The 17,930-nt window shown below is 72.9% G+C and carries 16 protein-coding genes; 8 read left to right on the top strand and 8 right to left on the bottom strand.

The features are described 5' to 3' along the window. Window positions 1–29 precede the first annotated feature (29 nt). The 4 genes from ACFWWU_RS14755 to ACFWWU_RS14740 are packed head-to-tail and all read left to right on the top strand — an operon-like array spanning window position 30 to window position 3,686. On the top strand, window positions 30–692 hold the full coding sequence (locus ACFWWU_RS14755; protein ID WP_384144271.1) for a hypothetical protein: 663 nt from the start codon (window positions 30–32) through the stop codon (window positions 690–692). Next, on the top strand, window positions 689–1,768 hold the full coding sequence (locus ACFWWU_RS14750) for a peptidoglycan-binding protein (RefSeq protein ID WP_384144268.1): 1,080 nt from the start codon (window positions 689–691) through the stop codon (window positions 1,766–1,768). Before ACFWWU_RS14755 ends, ACFWWU_RS14750 begins: the two co-directional genes overlap by 4 nt. After that, a complete protein-coding gene (locus tag ACFWWU_RS14745) occupies window positions 1,765–2,496 on the top strand; it encodes an ABC transporter ATP-binding protein (RefSeq protein ID WP_384144265.1) in 732 nt (243 codons plus the stop codon). The genes ACFWWU_RS14750 and ACFWWU_RS14745 overlap by 4 nt, the downstream gene beginning before the upstream one ends. After that, window positions 2,493–3,686 carry an ABC transporter permease gene (locus ACFWWU_RS14740; protein WP_384144261.1) on the top strand — a complete coding sequence of 398 codons (1,194 nt, stop codon included), beginning with the start codon at window positions 2,493–2,495 and terminating at the stop codon, window positions 3,684–3,686. The genes ACFWWU_RS14745 and ACFWWU_RS14740 overlap by 4 nt, the downstream gene beginning before the upstream one ends. Window positions 3,687–3,759: 73 nt before the next feature. Here ACFWWU_RS14740 and katG read toward each other — a convergent pair whose 3' ends face one another. Then, window positions 3,760–5,985 carry a catalase/peroxidase HPI gene (gene katG, locus ACFWWU_RS14735; protein WP_384144258.1) on the bottom strand — a complete coding sequence of 742 codons (2,226 nt, stop codon included), beginning with the start codon at window positions 5,983–5,985 and terminating at the stop codon, window positions 3,760–3,762. A gap of 208 nt (window positions 5,986–6,193) precedes the next feature. Between katG and ACFWWU_RS14730 the strand changes: the two genes are divergently transcribed. Further along, on the top strand, window positions 6,194–6,604 hold the full coding sequence (locus ACFWWU_RS14730; protein ID WP_384144255.1) for a Fur family transcriptional regulator: 411 nt from the start codon (window positions 6,194–6,196) through the stop codon (window positions 6,602–6,604). A gap of 107 nt (window positions 6,605–6,711) precedes the next feature. Here ACFWWU_RS14730 and tpx read toward each other — a convergent pair whose 3' ends face one another. Next, window positions 6,712–7,212, bottom strand: coding sequence for a thiol peroxidase (gene tpx, locus ACFWWU_RS14725; protein ID WP_384144252.1), 501 nt, complete (start codon window positions 7,210–7,212; stop codon window positions 6,712–6,714). Window positions 7,213–7,531: 319 nt separating this feature from the next. On the opposite strand from tpx, the gene ACFWWU_RS14720 reads away from it, so the two are divergent. From ACFWWU_RS14720 to ACFWWU_RS14710, 3 genes are all read left to right on the top strand, one after another. Continuing rightward, entirely contained in the window at window positions 7,532–8,719 is a 1,188-nt protein-coding gene (locus ACFWWU_RS14720) for an alginate lyase family protein (protein WP_384144977.1), read from the top strand. A gap of 123 nt (window positions 8,720–8,842) precedes the next feature. Beyond that, window positions 8,843–8,998, top strand: a complete 156-nt coding sequence (locus ACFWWU_RS14715; protein ID WP_384144250.1) for a hypothetical protein — start codon at window positions 8,843–8,845, stop codon at window positions 8,996–8,998. 38 nt (window positions 8,999–9,036) lie between these two features. Further along, window positions 9,037–11,112: a hypothetical protein gene (locus ACFWWU_RS14710; RefSeq protein WP_384144247.1), complete on the top strand. Its 2,076-nt coding sequence runs from the start codon at window positions 9,037–9,039 to the stop codon at window positions 11,110–11,112. A 79-nt stretch (window positions 11,113–11,191) separates the two neighbouring features. Here ACFWWU_RS14710 and ACFWWU_RS14705 read toward each other — a convergent pair whose 3' ends face one another. Genes ACFWWU_RS14705 through ACFWWU_RS14680 form a run of 6 tightly spaced genes read right to left on the bottom strand, consistent with a single transcriptional unit; the run spans window position 11,192 to window position 17,929 of the window. Beyond that, window positions 11,192–12,388 (bottom strand): NADase-type glycan-binding domain-containing protein, encoded by a 1,197-nt coding sequence (locus ACFWWU_RS14705; RefSeq protein ID WP_384144244.1) that lies wholly within the window; start codon window positions 12,386–12,388, stop codon window positions 11,192–11,194. Window positions 12,389–12,393: 5 nt separating this feature from the next. After that, entirely contained in the window at window positions 12,394–12,963 is a 570-nt protein-coding gene (locus tag ACFWWU_RS14700) for a phage tail protein (protein WP_384144241.1), read from the bottom strand. After that, window positions 12,960–14,951, bottom strand: a complete 1,992-nt coding sequence (locus tag ACFWWU_RS14695; RefSeq protein ID WP_384144238.1) for a putative baseplate assembly protein — start codon at window positions 14,949–14,951, stop codon at window positions 12,960–12,962. Before ACFWWU_RS14695 ends, ACFWWU_RS14700 begins: the two co-directional genes overlap by 4 nt. An 11-nt stretch (window positions 14,952–14,962) precedes the next feature. After that, window positions 14,963–15,361, bottom strand: coding sequence for a GPW/gp25 family protein (locus ACFWWU_RS14690; RefSeq protein WP_317592447.1), 399 nt, complete (start codon window positions 15,359–15,361; stop codon window positions 14,963–14,965). 13 nt (window positions 15,362–15,374) lie between these two features. Further along, on the bottom strand, window positions 15,375–17,192 hold the full coding sequence (locus tag ACFWWU_RS14685; RefSeq protein ID WP_384144235.1) for a VgrG-related protein: 1,818 nt from the start codon (window positions 17,190–17,192) through the stop codon (window positions 15,375–15,377). Next, window positions 17,189–17,929: a LysM peptidoglycan-binding domain-containing protein gene (locus ACFWWU_RS14680; RefSeq protein WP_384144232.1), complete on the bottom strand. Its 741-nt coding sequence runs from the start codon at window positions 17,927–17,929 to the stop codon at window positions 17,189–17,191. The genes ACFWWU_RS14685 and ACFWWU_RS14680 overlap by 4 nt, the downstream gene beginning before the upstream one ends. Window position 17,930 lies beyond the last annotated feature (1 nt).

The raw sequence follows: 17,930 nt of genomic DNA, 5'->3' as shown, positions 1-17,930 counted from the left end.
CATCACGTGGCGTGGCGAGGGTGGAGCACATGAACCCCACGACGACCTCCCGTGCCACGGCCCGGCTGCGCATCACCGCGCTCGCCGCGCTTCCCGTCCTGTTCCTCTCGGCCGCCTGCGGCGGGGGTGGCGACAGCGCCGGAGCCGACGGCGCGAAGAAGGGCGACGAGATCGCCTCGGTGCCGGACACCCCGTCGGCTTCGCGCACGGCCGAAGGCGCCGCCGCCCCTCCCAGCACCGCGCCCGCCGGGAAGAGCGCCTTCTACGACGCCCAGCTGAAGTACGTCCAGTGCATGCGCGTCAAGGGCGGCTACAAGGACTACCCGGACCCGAAGCTCAGCGGGCACCTCGACTGGACGAAGATCGAGGAGATCTCGTCCCGACCCGGGCAGAACGAGGCCGCCAAGGGCGGCAAGAACGGCGTCTGCGCCCCCGAACTCCAGCGGGCCATGACGGCCGAGCCCAAGCGCGACCAGCAGAAGGACTACGAGTCGATGCTCGCGCACGCCAAGTGCATGCGGGACAACGGCGTCTCCCGCTTCACCAACCCCACCATGAGCGGCGGCAACGCCCAGCCGGGCGGCGACCCGAACCCCGCCTCGCCGACCATCGACTCGGATTCGCCGACGTACAAGCAGGCCCGCGAGGCGTGCAGGACGAAGCTGCTCGACGGTCTGGACGGGATGCAGTGAAGCGCCGCTCCGCCTTCCTCGTACTCGGCGCGGCGACCGTCGCCGCCGCGGCCACCGGGGGCGTCCTCGTCCTCGACCGCGGGGGAGAGGCCGACGCGTCCGGCACGGGCGGCGACCTGCCGCCCGCCACCGCGACCGTCGTCCGCACCGACCTCGTACGGTCCAAGACCGTCGACGGCACGCTCGACTTCGCCCAGCGCCGCACCGTCAAGTCCGCCGTCGAGGGCACCGTCACCGTGGCCGCCCCCGAAGGGAAGACGCTGACCAGGGGCGAAGCCCTGTACGAGCTGAACGACAAGCCCGTCACCCTGCTCTACGGGCCGGTCCCCATGTTCCGCGAGATGAAGGAGGGCGACCGGGGCAGCGACGTCCTCCAACTGGAACGCAACCTCCGGGACCTGGGATGGGGGGCGAAGCTGTACGTCGACACGCGATACGGCAAGGACACCGAAGCCGCCGTCAAGGAGTGGCAGAAGTCCCTGAACCGGGAGCCGACCGGCAAGGTCGGCAAGGGCGACGTCGTCTTCCAGCCCGGCAAGGTCAAGGTGGTCTCCGCCGACGCGGCCCTCGCCGACCAGGTCGCCCCGAACGGCCCCGTCCTGACCGTCGCCTCCACCCGGCCCGTCATACGGGCACAGCTGGACCAGTCCGACGGGGCGCTCACCTCACGCGGCACCAAGGTCGAGGTCACCCTGCCGGACGGGAAGACCGCGGCCGGCCGGGTCGCCGGGACCGTCCGCCCCGAGGAGACCGCGCCCGGCGGCGGTGCGGGCGCTCAGGACGGCATCACCGTCGAGGTCGTCCTGGACGGCGGGGTGGGCGCGGCGAGCGGCGAGGACGCCAAGGCGTCGGCGAGCGTGAGGTTCGTCAGCGAGGCACGCAGAGGAGTCCTCGCGGTCCCCGTCGAGGCGGTCGTCGCCCTGCGCGGCGAGAACGGCGGCTACGGCCTCCAGATCGTGCGGGGGACCGGCTCGACGATGGTGCGCGTCGAGACGGGCATGACCGCCGACGGACAGATCGAGGTCAGCGGTCCGGACGTACGCGAAGGCCTGAAGGTCGGGGTGGCGACGTCATGACACCGGCCCCGGCACCCGGGACGACACCGGCCCCGGTGATCGAACTGAGGGACGCAGGCAAGGCGTACCCCGGCGGCGTCCACGCCCTGCGCGGGGTGAACCTCACCGTCGACGAGGGCGAACTGCTCGCCGTCGTCGGCCCGTCCGGCTCCGGCAAGTCCACGATGCTCAACGTCATGGGCACCCTCGACAAGCCCACCACGGGCACCGTCCGCGTCGCCGGGTACGACGTGTCCGAGCTCTCCGACTCCCGGCTCTCCGCCCTCCGCGCCCGGCACATCGGCTTCGTGTTCCAGCACTTCCACCTGGCGGCGGGACGCGACGCGGTCGACAACGTCGCCGACGGGCTGCTGTACGCGGGCGTACCGCTGAGGGAACGGCGCACCCGCGCGCGGGAGGCGCTCGCCCGGGTACGTCTCGACCACCGCCGCTCCCACACGCCGAACGAGCTGTCCGGCGGCGAGAAGCAGCGCGTGGCCATCGCCCGCGCCCTGGTGAAGGAGCCCCGGCTGCTGCTCGCGGACGAACCGACCGGGGCGCTCGACACCGCGTCCGGCGAGATCGTCATGGAGCTGCTGCACGAGCTGAACGCGTCCGGCACCACGATCTGCGTGATCACCCACGACCACGAGATCGCCGGCTCGCTGCCGCGCCGCGTGCGCTTCAAGGACGGCGAGATCGTCTCGGACACCCGCTCCGACACGTCCGGGGAAGGAGCCGGTTCGTGAAACACGACCTCAAGCCCTCCCGCCTCGCTCCCGGCGACGTGCTCCGGGTCGGCGCGGTCGGCCTCCGCGCGCGCCGCGCGCGCGTGGTCCTGTCGGCGCTCGGCATCGCCATCGGCATCGCGACCATGGTCGCGGTCGTCGGCCTGTCCGAGTCCAGCCGCGCGGACCTCATGGCCCGGCTCGACCGCCTCGGCACCAACCTCCTCACCGCGGAGGCGGGCAAGGACGCCATGGGGCAGGAGATCACACTGCCCAAGAACGCCGTCGCGATGGTCGAGCGCATCGGCCCCGTGCGGCACGCCACGGCCACCGGCGACGTCGACGCCCGGATCCGCCGCAGCGACGTGGTCCCCGAGGAACGCACCGCGGGCGTCACCACCCAGGCCGCGGGCATCGACCTCCTGTCGGCGCTCGGCGGCGAGGTGGCGAAGGGGGTGTGGCTGGACCCGGCCCGTGAACGGCTCCCGGTGACGGTCCTGGGCGCGGTGGCCGCGGACCGCCTCGGCATCACCCGTACCGGCGAGACGATCATGATGAACGACACGCGCGTGGTCGTCGTCGGCATCCTCGCACCGCTCGAACTGGTCCCGACCCTGGACCGGGTGGCGCTCGTCGGATTCCCCGCCGCCGAACGCTACTTCGGCTTCGACGGCCATCCCTCCACCGTCTTCGAGCGTTCCACGGACGCCTCGGTCGAGGACGTACGGGCGGTGCTGGCCCGCACCATCAACCCCGGCGACGAAGGGGGAGTCAAGGTGTCCCGGCCCTCGGACGCCCTGGCCGCCAAGGCCGCCACCGACGAGGGCCTGACGACCCTGATGCTCGGCCTCGGAGCGGTGGCCCTGCTGGTCGGGGGAGTGGGCGTCGCCAACACCATGGTCATCTCCGTCCTGGAACGCCGCCAGGAGATCGGCCTGCGCCGCTCCCTGGGCGCGACCCGGAACGCGATCCGGCTTCAGTTCCTGACCGAGTCGCTGCTCCTGTCGGCGCTGGGCGGCGCGACGGGCGCGCTCCTCGGGTCGGCGGCGACGTACGCCTTCGCCCGGGTCCAGGGCTGGACCGCGGTGGTCCCGCCCTGGTCCCTGGCGGGCGGCCTGGCCGCGACGCTCCTGATCGGTGTGATCGCGGGCCTCTATCCGGCGATCCGCGCCTCGCGACTGCACCCGACGGTGGCGCTGAACGCGAGCTGACGCCGAAACGACGCCCCCGGCAGGCCGGGCGAGCCGGTCTGCCGGGGGCGTCGAGAGGATCACGCGACGCTGATCAGGCGATGTCGAACCGGTCCAGGTCCATCACCTTGTTCCATGCCGACACGAAGTCGGTCACGAACTTCTCCTTCGCGTCGTCGCTCGCGTAGACCTCGGCCAGCGCGCGCAGTTCGCTGTTGGAGCCGAAGACCAGGTCGGCGCGGGTGCCCGTCCACTTGACGGCGCCCGTGTCCGCGTCGCGGCCCTCGAAGACGGTCGCGTCCTCGGACGTCGCCGTCCAGACCGTGCCCATGTCGAGCAGGTTGACGAAGAAGTCGTTCGTCAGGGAGCCCGGGGTGGTCGTGAGGACGCCGTGCTGCGACTGCTGGTGGTTCGCGCCCAGCACCCGGAGGCCGCCGACGAGGACCGTGAGTTCGGGGGCGCTCAGGGTCAGCAGGTTCGCCCGGTCGACGAGCAGGAACTCGGCCGGGAGGCGGTTGCCCTTGCCGAGGTAGTTGCGGAAACCGTCGGCCACCGGCTCGAGCGCGGCGAAGGACTCCACGTCGGTCTGGTCCTGCGTGGCGTCCACCCGGCCCGCCCGGAAGGGGACCTCGACCGCGACGCCGGCGTCCTTCGCGGCCTGCTCGACGCCCGCGGCGCCGGCCAGCACGATCAGGTCGGCGAGCGAGATCCGCTTGCCGCCGGTCTGCGCGCCGTTGAACGTGTCCCGGATGCCCTCCAGGGTGCGGAGCACCGTGGCGAGCTGGTCGGGGTCGTTGACCTCCCAGCCGCTCTGCGGCTGGAGGCGGACGCGCGCGCCGTTGGCACCGCCGCGCTTGTCGCTGCCGCGGAAGGACGAGGCCGACGCCCACGCGGTGGAGACCAGCTGGGAGACCGTGAGGTCCGAGGCGAGCACGCTGCTCTTGAGTGCGGCGACGTCCGAGGCGTCCACGAGCTCGTGGTCCACCGCGGGCAGCGGGTCCTGCCAGAGCAGGGTCTCGGAGGGGACCTCCGGGCCGAGGTAGCGAACCACCGGGCCCATGTCACGGTGGGTGAGCTTGTACCAGGCGCGGGCGAAGGCGTCCGCGAACTGCTCCGGGTGCTCGTAGAAACGCCGCGAGATCTGCTCGTACGCCGGGTCGAAGCGCAGCGACAGGTCGGTGGTGAGCATCGTCGGGAGGTGCTTCTTCGACGCGTCGTGCGCGTCGGGGATGATCGCCTCGGCGTTCTTCGCCACCCACTGGTGAGCACCGGCCGGGCTCTTGGAGAGCTCGTACTCGTACTCGAAGAGGTGCTTGAAGAAGTCGTGGCCCCACTGCGCGGGAGTGGTGGTCCAGGTGACTTCGAGACCACTGGTGATCGCGTCGGCGCCCTTGCCGGTGCCGTACGAGTTGGCCCAGCCGAAGCCCTGCGCCTCCAGGGGCGCGGCCTCGGGGTCGTCGCCGACGTTCTCCGCGGGGCCGGCGCCGTGGGTCTTGCCGAAGGTGTGGCCACCGGCGATGAGGGCGACGGTCTCCTCGTCGTTCATCGCCATGCGGCGGAACGTCTCGCGGATGTCGCGGGCCGCGGCGACCGGGTCCGGGTTGCCGTTGGGGCCCTCGGGGTTGACGTAGATGAGGCCCATCTGGACCGCGCCGAGCGGGTTCTCCAGCTCGCGGTCACCGGTGTAGCGCTCGTCGCCGAGCCAGGTGGTCTCGGGGCCCCAGTAGACGTCCTCGTCGGCCTCCCACACGTCGGCGCGGCCGCCGGCGAAGCCGAAGGTCTCGAAGCCCATCGTCTCCAGGGCGACGTTGCCGGTGAGGATCATCAGGTCGGCCCAGGAGATGTTCTGGCCGTACTTCTTTTTGACCGGCCACAGCAGGCGGCGGGCCTTGTCCAGGTTGCCGTTGTCCGGCCAGCTGTTGAGCGGCGCGAAACGCTGCTGGCCGGCGCCGGCGCCACCGCGGCCGTCGCTGATGCGGTACGTACCGGCGCTGTGCCAGGCCATCCGGATCATGAGCGGGCCGTAGTGGCCGAAGTCGGCGGGCCACCAGTCCTGAGAGGTGGTGAGCACCTCGGCGATGTCCCGCTTCACGGCGGCGAGGTCGAGGGAATTGAACGCCTCGGCGTAGTCGAACTCCGCGCCGAGCGGGTTACCCACGACGGGGTTCGTGGCGAGGATCTTCAGGTTCAGACGGTTCGGCCACCACTGGCGGTTGCCGCCGCCCTGGGTCGGGTGCGCGGCGCGGGTGTGCGCGACCGGGCAGCCACCGCCGCCCTCCGACTTCGCGTCTCCGACGATTGCATCATGGTTCTCAGACATGCGGAATCCTTCCGGACCTGGCGGATCACAGTGCTCAGGAAGCGTGACGACACGCGCGGGATGGTCCGTCACGTCGCCGTCTCCCGCCGTGCTGGAGTCTTCCTGTCCCTTGGCCATCAACAGAACAGATCCTACGATGGACCTAGTCCAAGTCAAGAACCCTGCCAAATACTGTCCGAAGGCTGGCGCGCCGAAGAGGGGAGTAGACATGAGTGACCTGCTCGAGCGACTGCGAGCACGAGGCTGGCGGATGACGTCGCAGCGGCGTGTCGTCGCGGAGGTCCTGGCCGGCGAGCACGTGCATCTCACCGCGGACGAGGTGCACGCCCGGGCCGTGGCCCGGTTGCCGGAGATCGCGCGGGCGACGGTCTACAACACGCTGGGCGAGCTGGTCTCGCTGGGCGAGGTCGTGGAGCTCTCCACGGACGGGCGGGCGAAGCGCTACGACCCGAACGCGCACCGCCCGCACCAGCATCTGGTCTGTTCGGACTGCGGCATCATCCGTGACGTGCACCCGACGGGCGACCCGCTGGCCGTCCTCCCGCCGGCGGAGCGGTTCGGCTTCACCGTGTCGAAGGCCGACGTGACGTACCGCGGGCTCTGCCCGGCCTGCTCCTGAGCGAGCGCCCGGAAACGAGAGGAGCCCCTCCGCCGGACGCCCGGAAACGAGAGGAGCCCCTCCGCCGGTGTCCGGCGGAGGGGCTCCTCTCGTGTGCTGCGCAGCGACTACTTCAGGACCGCGAGGGCCGCGTCGTAGCTGGGCTCCTCGGCGATCTCGCCCACGAGCTGCGCGTGCAGGACGGTGTCGTTCTCGTCGAGGACGACGACGGCGCGGGCGGTCAGACCGGCCAGCGGGCCGTCCGCGATCTCCACGCCGTAGTTGGTGTGGAACTCGCGGCCGCGGAGCGTCGAGAGGTTCTTGACGTTCTCCAGACCCTCGGCGCCGCAGAAACGGGCCTGGGCGAACGGCAGGTCGGCGGAGATGCAGAGCACCACCGTGTTCTCCAGCTCGCCGGCCTGCTGGTTGAAGGCGCGGACGGAGGAGGCGCACGTCGGGGTGTCGACGCTCGGGAAGATGTTGAGGACCTTGCGCTGACCGGCGAAGTCCTTCAGCGTCTTGTCCGCAAGACCCTCGGCGACGAGCGTGAAGTCGGGGGCCTGGCTGCCGGGGGTCGGCAGGGCGCCGTTGACCTGTACCGGGCTGCCCTTCAGCGTGACCTGGGCCATGGGGGATCTCCTTCGGACGGTGTGAGTGGCAACGCGGGGAATCGTACGGCGTGTGGACCTTGGAGAACGACTCGGGCCGCCGGCGCGGCCCAGGGGGCCGGCCGAGGGAGAGAGTTTCCCGTGATTCACATATGTGAATAGCGGCGCTCGCCCCATGAGTGCTGGTGGCGCTCGATCGGACGGTCCTGGTCGCGCAGTGGGCCTTGACGGCAATGGTTCAGACCTTTAGGTTCCCGACTCGACAGCCGTCCCCCGTTCACATACATGAAGAAGGGGTAACTCCTTGTCCAGATGGCGCGTTGAATCCCGCACGGCACACATCCGAAGGCGTTCGCTGCTCGCCGCACCCCTGTTGCTCGCCGCTCTCCTCGCCACCCTGCTCGCCGGGCCCGCCGGCGGCCGCGCCGAGGCGGCTCCCGCGACCTTCGTCCACCCCGGCGTCCTCGTCTCGCGGGGCCAGCTCGACTTCACCCGGGAGAAGGTCAACGCCGGGGCGCAGCCCTGGAAGGCCGCCTTCGACCAGATGATGGCGAGCAAATACGCCTCGCTGTCCCGCGTCCCCAAGCCCCGCGCGGTGGTGGAGTGCGGCTCGTACTCGAACCCGAACCTCGGCTGCACCGACGAGCGCGAGGACGCCATCGCCGCGTACACGCTCTCCCTGGCCTGGTACATCACGCGCGACGGCCGGTACGCCCAGAAGGCGATCGAGATCATGGACGCCTGGTCCGGTGTGATCACCGACCACACCAACTCCAACGCGCCGCTGCAGACGGGCTGGGCGGGTTCCTCCTGGCCCCGCGCCGCCGAGATCATCCGCTACACCTCCACCGCCTGGCCCCAGGCCCGCGTCGACCGCTTCAAGACGATGCTGCGCACCGTCTACCTCCCCGAGGTCACGAACGGCTCCCACTCCAACGGCAACTGGGAGCTCAGCATGACCGAGGCCGCGATCGGCATCGCCGTCTTCCTGGAGGACCGCGCCGCCTACGACAAGGCGGTGGCCAAGTTCCGCGGCCGCGTCCCCGCGTACATCTACCTCGCGAGCGACGGCGCTCTCCCGAAGGCGGCGCCCGGCAGCGGCCTCGACACCCGCGACGAGCTCGTCCGGTACTGGCAGGGGCAGACCACCTTCGTCGACGGACTCACCCAGGAGACCTGCCGCGACCTCACCCACGCCGGCTACGGCCTGGCCGCGATCTCGAACATCGCCGAGACGAGCCGCATCCAGGGGCAGGACCTCTACCCCGAGGTCGCCGACCGGCTGCGCCACGCCCTCGGCCTCCACGCCAAGTACGAGCTCGGCGAGCCGGTCCCGGGCTGGCTCTGCGGGGGCACCCTCCGCGACCACCTCGGACCGGTCACCGAGGTCGGCTTCAACGCGCTGCACCACCGCATGGGGTACGCGATGACGAACACGCAGAGGCTGACCGAGTCCAACCGTCCGGCGGGTACGAACAACCTCTTCGTGGCCTGGGGGACCCTGACCCACGCCGCCAACCCCCGCTGAGTACGCCCTGAGTACCCGCGTCCGTCTCTGAGTACGGCACACGGCTCCTCGGCGGGCGCGGGACGTGCGACAGTACTCCGACGGAGCCGGGGGGCTCCGCGAGTGAGCGCGGGGGCGAGGATCGTGGATCTCTTCGACGGTGAGCTGGGCGGGCGGGACGACAACAACGCGGACGTCGGGGGCAGCTGCTCCTGGGTCACCGTAGTGATCATCGGCATCCTGGTCCTGGTCGTGGTGCTGATGAACTGGCTCTGGGACCAGCTGCACCGCCTGATCTGACACGACGCCACCGGTACCGAACCGCCAAGGAGCAGCACATGGCCCGCCTCCGTCACACCGCCGCGCCCGACGGGACTCCCGCCGAGGGTGCCTCGGACCTGGACAGCGTGCGGGCCTGGTGGAAGACGCTCGGCGGCGACGGGTTCCTGGTGCTTCCGCCGCCGACCCGCAGCCGCTACACCCAGTCCGACGGCCACGAGGACGCCGCCGAGCTGTGCGCCGTGCGCGGCCTCGCCACCGGCACCTCCTTCGCGTACTGGCACTGGCAGGCGCAGCAGGCCTTCGACCGCGCCGGCGCGCTGAAGAGCGAGCTGATGCTGTACTGGGGCGGTGACCACACGGCCGTCGCCGCCGGCCTCGGGGACGGCCCGGCGGGCTTCCGGGTCGTCGACGGAGGCCCACAGGGCGCCTTCCGGCTGGACCGGGTGACGCTCCGGGACGGTGCGGGGCTGCCCGACCCGGCGGACCCGGCCGGGGTACGCCAGTTCCTCGCCGCGCTCGACGAACCCCTCGACCGCACCCGACTTCCCTTCCGGTACCGGCCGCTGACCGCCGCCGAGGCCGCGTGGCTGCGCGACCGGATGCGTGATCCCCTGGACCCGTCCGCCACAGCCCGCTTCGTGACCTCCCTGGAGCGGCGGGACGCCCTCACCGGCGAGGAGACACGACGGCTCCTCGCCGTGTGGAGGGAGCGGTACGCCGGCCGGCTCGCCGACTGGGACGCCTGGCGCGCGGTGCTCCACGCGCTGCTGCGCCACGACCACGAAGAGGCCTGGGACGTCGTCGCCTCCCTCGGCGCCCGGGCGGCGGACGTCCTCGGCGAGGTGCCCTCCGAGCGGGGCCTCGCCGTCCTGCGGGACCTCGGGCGCGCCGGCGACCGCGCCACGATCACCGCGTGGCTGAGGGCACACCGGGCGGTCCGCGAACCCGACCCCGTACGGGCGGCGGCCGAGCTGGCCGCCGAACTGGCCGCGCACGGAACCTCGGACACGGCGACGCGCGCCCTCGCGACCGCCCTCACCGTCGCCGTCACGGCAGACCGGCGGCGGGAGACCGGGGCGGACTACGCAACCGGTCGCACCTTCCACGCACTCGCGGCGGTCCGGTTCAGCACGGACGAACGGCTCCCGCGCGAGCTGCGCGTGGCGCTCGCCGGGACCGCGCGGGACCACGTCGACCACGTCCGCGAGGAGGCCGTCCGGCTCGGCCCCGCGTACGCCGACGTCACCGGCACCGACGCCGCCGACGCGCTGGCCGCCGCCGACCGCTACGAGGCCGCCCGCGACGAGCTGCTCGCCGGAACGGGCCCCGACCTCACCCTCGGCGAGGGCATCCTGCGCCGCGACTGGCAGCGCTTCCGGACCCTCGCCGACGCCGACGTCCGGTGGCTGCGGGCCCAGGTGGCCGACCCGGCCACCGGCGTCCAGGGACTCGCGTACTGCCTCGAACTCCTCCTCGCCCACGGCGTGGCCACCGCAGCCGAGGTCGAGGCGCTCCTGCCCCGCTGGAAGAAGGAGCTCACCAAGCGGTACCGGACCACGTACACCGAATGGCGCCACCCGCTCGTCACGCTCACCTGCCTGGCCCTCGACCTGGACCACCCGGCCGCCGGCGCCCTGGCCGCCTGGTGGAGCAAGCCGCGGCCCGCATGGAAGAACGACCTCCGCCTGCTCACCCACCTCGGCGCCCCCGACGAGGCCAAGGCCGCCGAGCTGTGGGACTTCGTCACCTCCGGCGCCCACGACGTCGGACAGCTCATGACCTGGGTACTGCTCCGGGCCCGGCTCGACGGCGAGGCCCCGCTGCTCGTCGCCGACCGGCTGCTGGGCACACCGGGCATCCGCACCTACGTCCTGGAGCGGGTCCTGATCGGCGTCGCCGACCCCGCGCAGCCCCTCTGGCACTACGCCGTCGACCCGCGCGGCCGGGACTGGTGGCGGCGCGCGCAGGAGGTCGCGGACGATCCCGGACTGTCCGCGGAGGCCCGCGCGATCGGCCTGCGCGTGGCCCGCGACCACCACCTGATCCGCTACCCCGACCAGCTGCGCCCCGCGCCGACCGAGGCGGAACTCGCGGCGGCCCGGGCCTGGATCGCCGGGCACGCCGCATCCTGACGAGCCGTCGCGGTACTCGTCAGGAGGCGGACCTGCTCGTCAGGAGGCGGACCTGTTCGTCAGGAGACGGACCCGCTCGTCAGGTGACGGACCTGCCGAAGAACTCCAGCTCCGCGACGGCCACCTGCTTGCGCGGGTCGGCGCGCCACGCCGTACGCAGGACGAGACGCACCGACAGCGCGTCGCGCACTCGCAGGTCGACGCGCTGGGTACCGCCGTCGTTGATGAGGTGGTGCGAGACGCGCGTCTCGCCCGAGGCGTCCTTGACCACGAGGTCGAAGGTGCGCGGGGTCGCCTGCCCGTCCGCCTGCGTCGTGTTCTTCGCGCTTCCGGGGGTGACCAGCACGCTCAGCAGATCGGTCGGCTCGGCGAATCCGGCCTCCAGGTACTGGCCCGCCGAGTCGCCCGCGTATCCCGTGCCCCACCAGGTGTTGGAGTACCCGTCGCCCGCCAGCTTCGGGTTCTGCTTCGGCGCGGAGTGGGAGGCCGCCCAGGTGACGGGGTGGACCGGGACGCGGGTGGCGAAGTGGTCCTGGACCGCGCGGGCGGCGGGCGGGCCGCCGACGACACCGCCGACCACCACGGCGACGACCGCCGTCGCGATCAGGGCGCGGGCGATCCAGCGGCCCCGGTCGCGGTTGAGCCCGGGGCGCCGGCCCGCGTACGGGCCCTCGGCCGTGGACAGCCGCTCGGGGACCATGGGCGTCGCGCAGTACCGGCAGAAGTGACGGCCCGGAGTGTTCGCGAGCCGGCACGCCGGGCAAGGGGTGCCGCCCTCGACGGGGGCGGGCGCGACGGCGGTCCTCGCCGCGGGCCGCGCGGCCTCGGGGCGTGCGGGGAGCACGGGCGCGGCGACGACCGGCTCCGCGGGCCGGTTCCCCGGCACGGGGACGAGGAGGGAGCGTGCGACCGCGTCCGAAGCCTCGTCGGACGGCGGCCCCGCCTCGGGTACGGGGGTGGGGGCGGCCGCGGGTACGGGCGCCTCGCGGGACGGGTCCATGGCGGGCAGCGGGGCCGTGACCTCCTCGGATCCGGCAGCGGGCGCGCTTTCCTGGACGTCCCGCACCTCCGGGGCAGGCCCGGCCGCGGCGGGCGCCGGCTCCTCCCGGTCCGGGACGGCGGCGTCCGGCGGCGCGGCGGACGCCCCGGCGGAGGGCGTCGCCGCCGGGGCGTCCCAGCGGAGGAACGCCCCGCAGCTGTCGCAGAACGACTGGTCCGCCGCGCGGACCGGGCTCGCGCAGTCCGGGCAAGGGCGGGACAGGGGCGCGTCACTCATGGGGGTCAGGCTCCTTCGGAAGTACGGGAAGTGGTCACCGAGACCGTGAACGGCAGGTGCGCGGGGCGGGCCGCGCCCACGACCGCGCGCAGGCGGTGCGGGTCCACCGCGGCCGGGTCGGCGACCCGGAGGACGACGTGCAGCCCGGCCTGGGGCGACCCGGGGAACGGACCGAGCGGGCGGGCCGACCAGCTCGCGCCACCGCTCTCGGTGATCTCCGGCGGGACGCCGAAGGCGAGCCGGACCGCCGCCGCGAGACCCTGCCGGGTGCCGCGGACCCGGTGCAGCGCCACGGCCGAGGCGACCGCGTGGCGGCGCAGCGGAAGCGGCTCGGTGCCGTCCAGTTCCGCGCCCACCCAGGTCGCGAGGTAGTCCACGAAGTCGGCGGGGGCGAGCGCGGGCGAGAAGTACGCCTCCAGCGAGTCCAGGACGGTGAACAGCGGAGCGAGGACCACGTCCAGGCCGGACACGAACCGCTGCCCGAAGTCGTCCTCGGCGTAGACGGCGGGCAGCGCCGCGCCCAGCGGGTACGGGGTCGCGAGCCCGGGCACCGTACCCCGCGCGGACCCGCTCACCGCGCCTCGATCACACGCACGCGGTGGTCGAACGGGAAGAGCAGCGCCGACGGCGCCAGCTCGATCCGGTCCGTCGTGTCACCGCGCCGGCCCGTCAGCGGGTCGGCCGGATGCAGCAGGACCTCGTCCACCAGCTCCACGCCCGGCACCCGCTGGAGCGCCGCGAAGACCTCCCCGGCCCGCAGCGGGCGCCCGAACGGCCAGCCCTCGCCGTGCGCCCCGCCCGTCAGCGGGTCCAGGTACGCGTACAGCGTGTCCAGCGCCTCGGCCCGTACGCGCTCCGCCTCGGCCGCCCGGAAGGAGTGCAGCGTCGCCACCACCGTCACCCCCTGGTAGAACGGCGGCCCCACGGCGAGCCGGGTGCCCAGCGGGCGCCGCTCGTCCAGGAAACCCGTCACCCGGGACAGGAGTTCGTCGCCCGGCACGAGCTGCTCGAACCGCAGCCGCCCGCCCCGGTCCGGCACCGCCTGCGGGACCACCAGGACGCGGACCGCGTTGTCGCCCGCCTCGACCGCGTCCGCCGCCAGGCAGGCGATCCGCGCCGCCTCGGGCGCGGCGCGCCGTGCCAGCTCCTCGTAGTCGCGGGCGGTGACGGCCCGCTCCTGCGCCCGCAGGGTGATCGGCGCGCGGGCCTTGGCCTCCTCGACGGTCTCCCCGTCGACCCCGCCGCGCGCCGCCTCGCGGTTCTCGACCCGCGCGATGTACGGGATGGAGCTGCGGAGCACGGTGATCGTGGAACGGGCCACGTTGCCCGCCCGGCCGCCGCCGGTCCCGTACCGGGCCGCGCGGATCGCCGCGCCCTTGGGCGGCACGGCTCCGAACTGCCGCAGGGTGCCGTCCGGTTGGCGCACGCACGGCCCGAAGGCGATCTCGCCGGTCGTCGCGTCCAGCGTGTAGTGCCGGTCGCCGGGACGCGAGGAGGCGAAGTCGCGGACCACGGTCCACTCCTCCCAGCCACCGTCGGGGTCCTCCGCGTCCGTGGCGCCGCCCGTCGCCCGCTCCGCGACCTGGAGCAGCAGCGGCGGCCGGTCCACGACCGGCGCGTGCGCGAGCCGCACCCGCTGCCCGGGGACACCCTCGGACTCGCCCAGCTGCTCGCTCCGCACGGTCTCGGCGTGCGCCGCGCGGACCGTGCCGCCGATGGTGAACGCGCCCGCCGCCCGTACGGTCGGCGACTCGCTGTAGGACGGCAGCCCCTCGGGGGCGTCCACGACCCGGCAGCGCACCCAGCCCGCCGCGTGTCCGCCGAGCCGCGAGACCGCGTGCCCGGACGGCATGTGCAGCACCACCTCGCCCGGCCGGTTGAGCCCGCCCGTGGTGTCCTCGTCGACCTCGCACGCGGTCCACCCCTCGGCCGCCGTCCACGCCTCCCACACGAGCGGCGGCCGGCGCGGGTCCACGCCGACGCCGTCGACACGGCTGTCCAGGTCGAGCACGAGCACACAGTCCGGCACGGCGGCCGAAAGCCCGAGGAGCAGCAGATCGCCGACGCGCGGCAGCGGAGAGAAGGCGGCGACGTCCTCGCCGCCCCGGAGGTCCTGCGAACGGTCCTCGGGCGTGCCCCCGGCCTCCTGCCGCAGAAGGTGGGTCAACTCGCAGGGGACGACGGTCAGATCGGAGCTCGTCGCGAAGACCACGGCCTCCTCCGTCTCCGTACGCCCGGTGGAGACCTCCGTGCCGGCGGGCAGCAGCACCGGCTCGGGCTGCGGGGCGGAGAGCCGGAAGGTGATCTCGGCGCGGGCGGCGGCGGGCGGGAAGAGCGTCACACCCAGGAGGTCGAGGAAGGCCAGGTGGTTCTTCTCGGGGACCCGGTTGAGGCGGTAGACGAGCTGGTCCGCCATGTGCGCGACGGCCTCCACCAGAGTGACGCCCGGGTCCGAGACGTTGTGGTCGGTCCACTCGGGGCACGCCTGCTGGATGTAGCGCTTGGCGTCGTCGACGAACTGCTGGAAGCGCCGGTCGTCGAGATGGGGTGCGGGCAGGGCCATGGGTGGCTCTTTCAGTCCTCGGAGGGGATGACGTAGAAGGGGAAGACGAGATTGCGCGGGTTGTTGGCGCCGCGCACCCGGTAACGGACGTCGATGTACAGCGTGGTCGGGTCCGTGAGCGCGGGGGCGACCGTGACGTCCTCCACCTCGATGCGCGGCTCCCAGCGGTCGAGCGAGGACATCACCTCGTACCGGACCCGGCCCATCGTCGCGTCGTTGACCGGAGAGAACACCAACTCGTGGACCGCGCAACCGAATTCGGGTCGCATCGGCCGCTCGCCGGGCGCCGTCGCCAGCACCAGGCGCATCGACTCCTCGATCTCGCGGTCGCGCCGGACGAGGGCGATGGACCCGCTCGGACCGGTGCGCAGCGGGAAGGCCCAGCCCGCGCCGACGAAGTGCTCACTCATGGGACGGTCCTCCTCAGATCAGCGGCAGGGCCGCGGCGACGGGGTTGGGCAGCGGGAGGGTCGAGGTGTTGAAGACCGGGGTGTTGACGGCGACCTGGGTCAGCGCCGAGACCTTGAACTTCATGCCGGCCTTGATGTCCACGCCGCGCCCCGCGTCGAGGGTGATCAGCCCCTTCGCGGAGAGCGTCAGATCGGTCCCCGACTCGACCGTCACCCCGCGGGCCCCGGAGATCGTGACCGTGCCGTCGCTGTCGATGGTCAGCGTGGTGCGGGCCTCGTTCAGCTCGACGCTCAGGCCCCCCTTCGCGGTGCGCAGCCGGATGCCGTGCGAGGCGCGCGTCCGGCCGCCCTCCTCACGCAGCTCCACGGTGTGACCGGTACGGGACGTCAGGGCCCGCCACTGCACCCGCCCGCTCGTCGGATCGACCGGGGGTACGCGGTCGGTGGCAGGGGTGTGCCGGTCGACGCCGTTGTACAGCCCCGCCAGGACGTAGGGGTGCTCCAGCGACCCCCGGTCGAAGGCGCACAGCACCTCGTCGTCCACCTCGGGCAGGACGAGACCGCCGCCCCCGCGCCCGCCGAGCTGTGCGACCCGGCACCAGCCGCTCTCGTACGTCGCCGACAGCCACGGGAAACGCAGCCTGACCCGGCCGAGCGACAGCGGGTCCTTCGTGTTCGTGACCAGCGCCACCGCGACGCCCGGCATCGGCGGCGCCGGCTCGCCGCCGCCGGAGGCCGTCCCGTACAGCGAACGGAACTGCCGCCCGGACACGCTCAGCCACGTGGTGAACTGCCGTCCCGAGGCGAAGACATGGCGCACCCCGGTCGCGGTGTAGCGCCCCTCGAAGGGGAAGCCCGCGCCCTTCACCGCGACCGGCTGCCCCGGCTTCAGCGCCGGATTGCCGGTGACGGCGACCTCGACCTCCGCGAACGAGCCGGTGACGTCGTCCGCGAGCGCGGCGGCGGCCTGCGCCACCTCCGACTGCGTGGTGAACGGAGTACCGGTCGCGGCGAGTTCCGCCGGACCGAAGGGCGCGGCGAGCTGCGCAGGAGTGATGTCGGAGACGATGTCCCGGCTCGCCAGGGCGGGGGTCGGCGAGGCCAGTGCCTGCTTCGTACGGGGATCCCAGCCCCGCACGTCGACCTTCCCGACCTGCCCGGCGGCCGTGACCGAGACCCGGCTGTGCAGGGTGTTGGAGCCGAAGTCCAGGACGTACGGGCTCTGCGCGGCCGGCGTGGTGTCGGCCGGCGCGGAGGACGCCGGGGGCAGCGCGGCGAAGACGAGCCGGCCCGCCGGGTCGAGCGAGAGCCGGACGTCGTTCTCACGCGCGAGCCGGGACAGGAAGTCCCAGTCGGTGATGTTGGGTTGGGTCGCCAGCTCGTACACCGTCGGGGTGGCGTCGACCTTGCCGAGCGGGATCCGGTTGAGGGCGGCGAGCTTCCGGACGATGTCGGAGGCCGTCATGTTCGGGTAGCCCTCGACGCGACGGCTGCGCAGGAGCCGGTGCCCGGGGTCGTAACCGCGCACGATCAGGTACCGCCCGTGGCCGGGTGCCGCGTCCACCTCGACGGCGGTGACCTCGCCGGTGAGCATGGGCTCGCCGAGCCGCCCGTCGGTGAACGGGGACAGCACCGCCATGGCCCCGACCTTCAGGTAGGGGAACTTCGCGGTGAGGGTGCCGTCCTTGTCGCTGAAGGTCAGCTGGAAGGCGGAGGGGACATTGACGCTGGCGTCCACCCAGCCCTCCGTGAGCCGGACCGCGAGCGGGTCCGGCAGCGGCGTGCCGTCGAGCTGCACGTGGAGGACGGTGGTGAAGGTCTTCTCGCTCATGAGGTGCCCTCGGTCTCCGGCGTTTCGGTGGTGGAAGGGAGCAGCAGTTCCGTGCCGGGGCGCAGCCGCATCGGATCGTCGATGCCGTTCGCCTCGGCGATGACCCGCCAGCGGGTCGCGTCGCCGTACTCCCGCCAGGCGAGAGAGGCCAGGGAGTCCCCGGCGACCGTGCGGTGCACGCGACGGGCCGAGAGCGCGCCCGAGGTCGGGTTCTGCCCCTTGGTGGCGGTGGAGACCTCGGTGAGCGAGAGCGAACACGTGGCGCGGATCGGGATGCCGCTGGGGCTGAAGAGGGTGTACGTCGCGGAGACGGAGGTGACGTACGCGACGAACCGCACCGTCGAGAACGACCCCCAGGAGAACTTCACCCACGGCGGGGACGGCGCCTTCGCGCTGATGCTCTGCTGGGTCACCTCGCAGCAGGACAGCAGCAGTTCCACCTGCTGCTGCACGTCGTTGGAGGTCGGGTCGTCGGAGCGGTCGAGGAACACCTCCAGCTGGAGCTCGGCCGGCTGGCTGCCGGTGAACTTCGGCGGCGCGCCCCGCGTGTACGCGACGGCCGGCTCGGTGTGCCAGTTCGCGGTCCGGCTCAGCTGGAGCTGGTCCGGGTTGAACTGGAACTTCACCTCGCCCAGCCTGCCGCCGATGGAGCCGCCGAGATCGGTGGGCGGCTGATGGATGGCGAGCGAGGCACGCGAGAGTCCGCGCGCGGCCAGGGCGCCCATGAGGCCCGCCATC

It is taken from the genome of Streptomyces sp. NPDC058650 (genome assembly GCF_042717315.1).
Lineage (GTDB): Bacteria > Actinomycetota > Actinomycetes > Streptomycetales > Streptomycetaceae > Streptomyces.
This window is presented reverse-complemented; position numbering and strand designations above follow the sequence as displayed.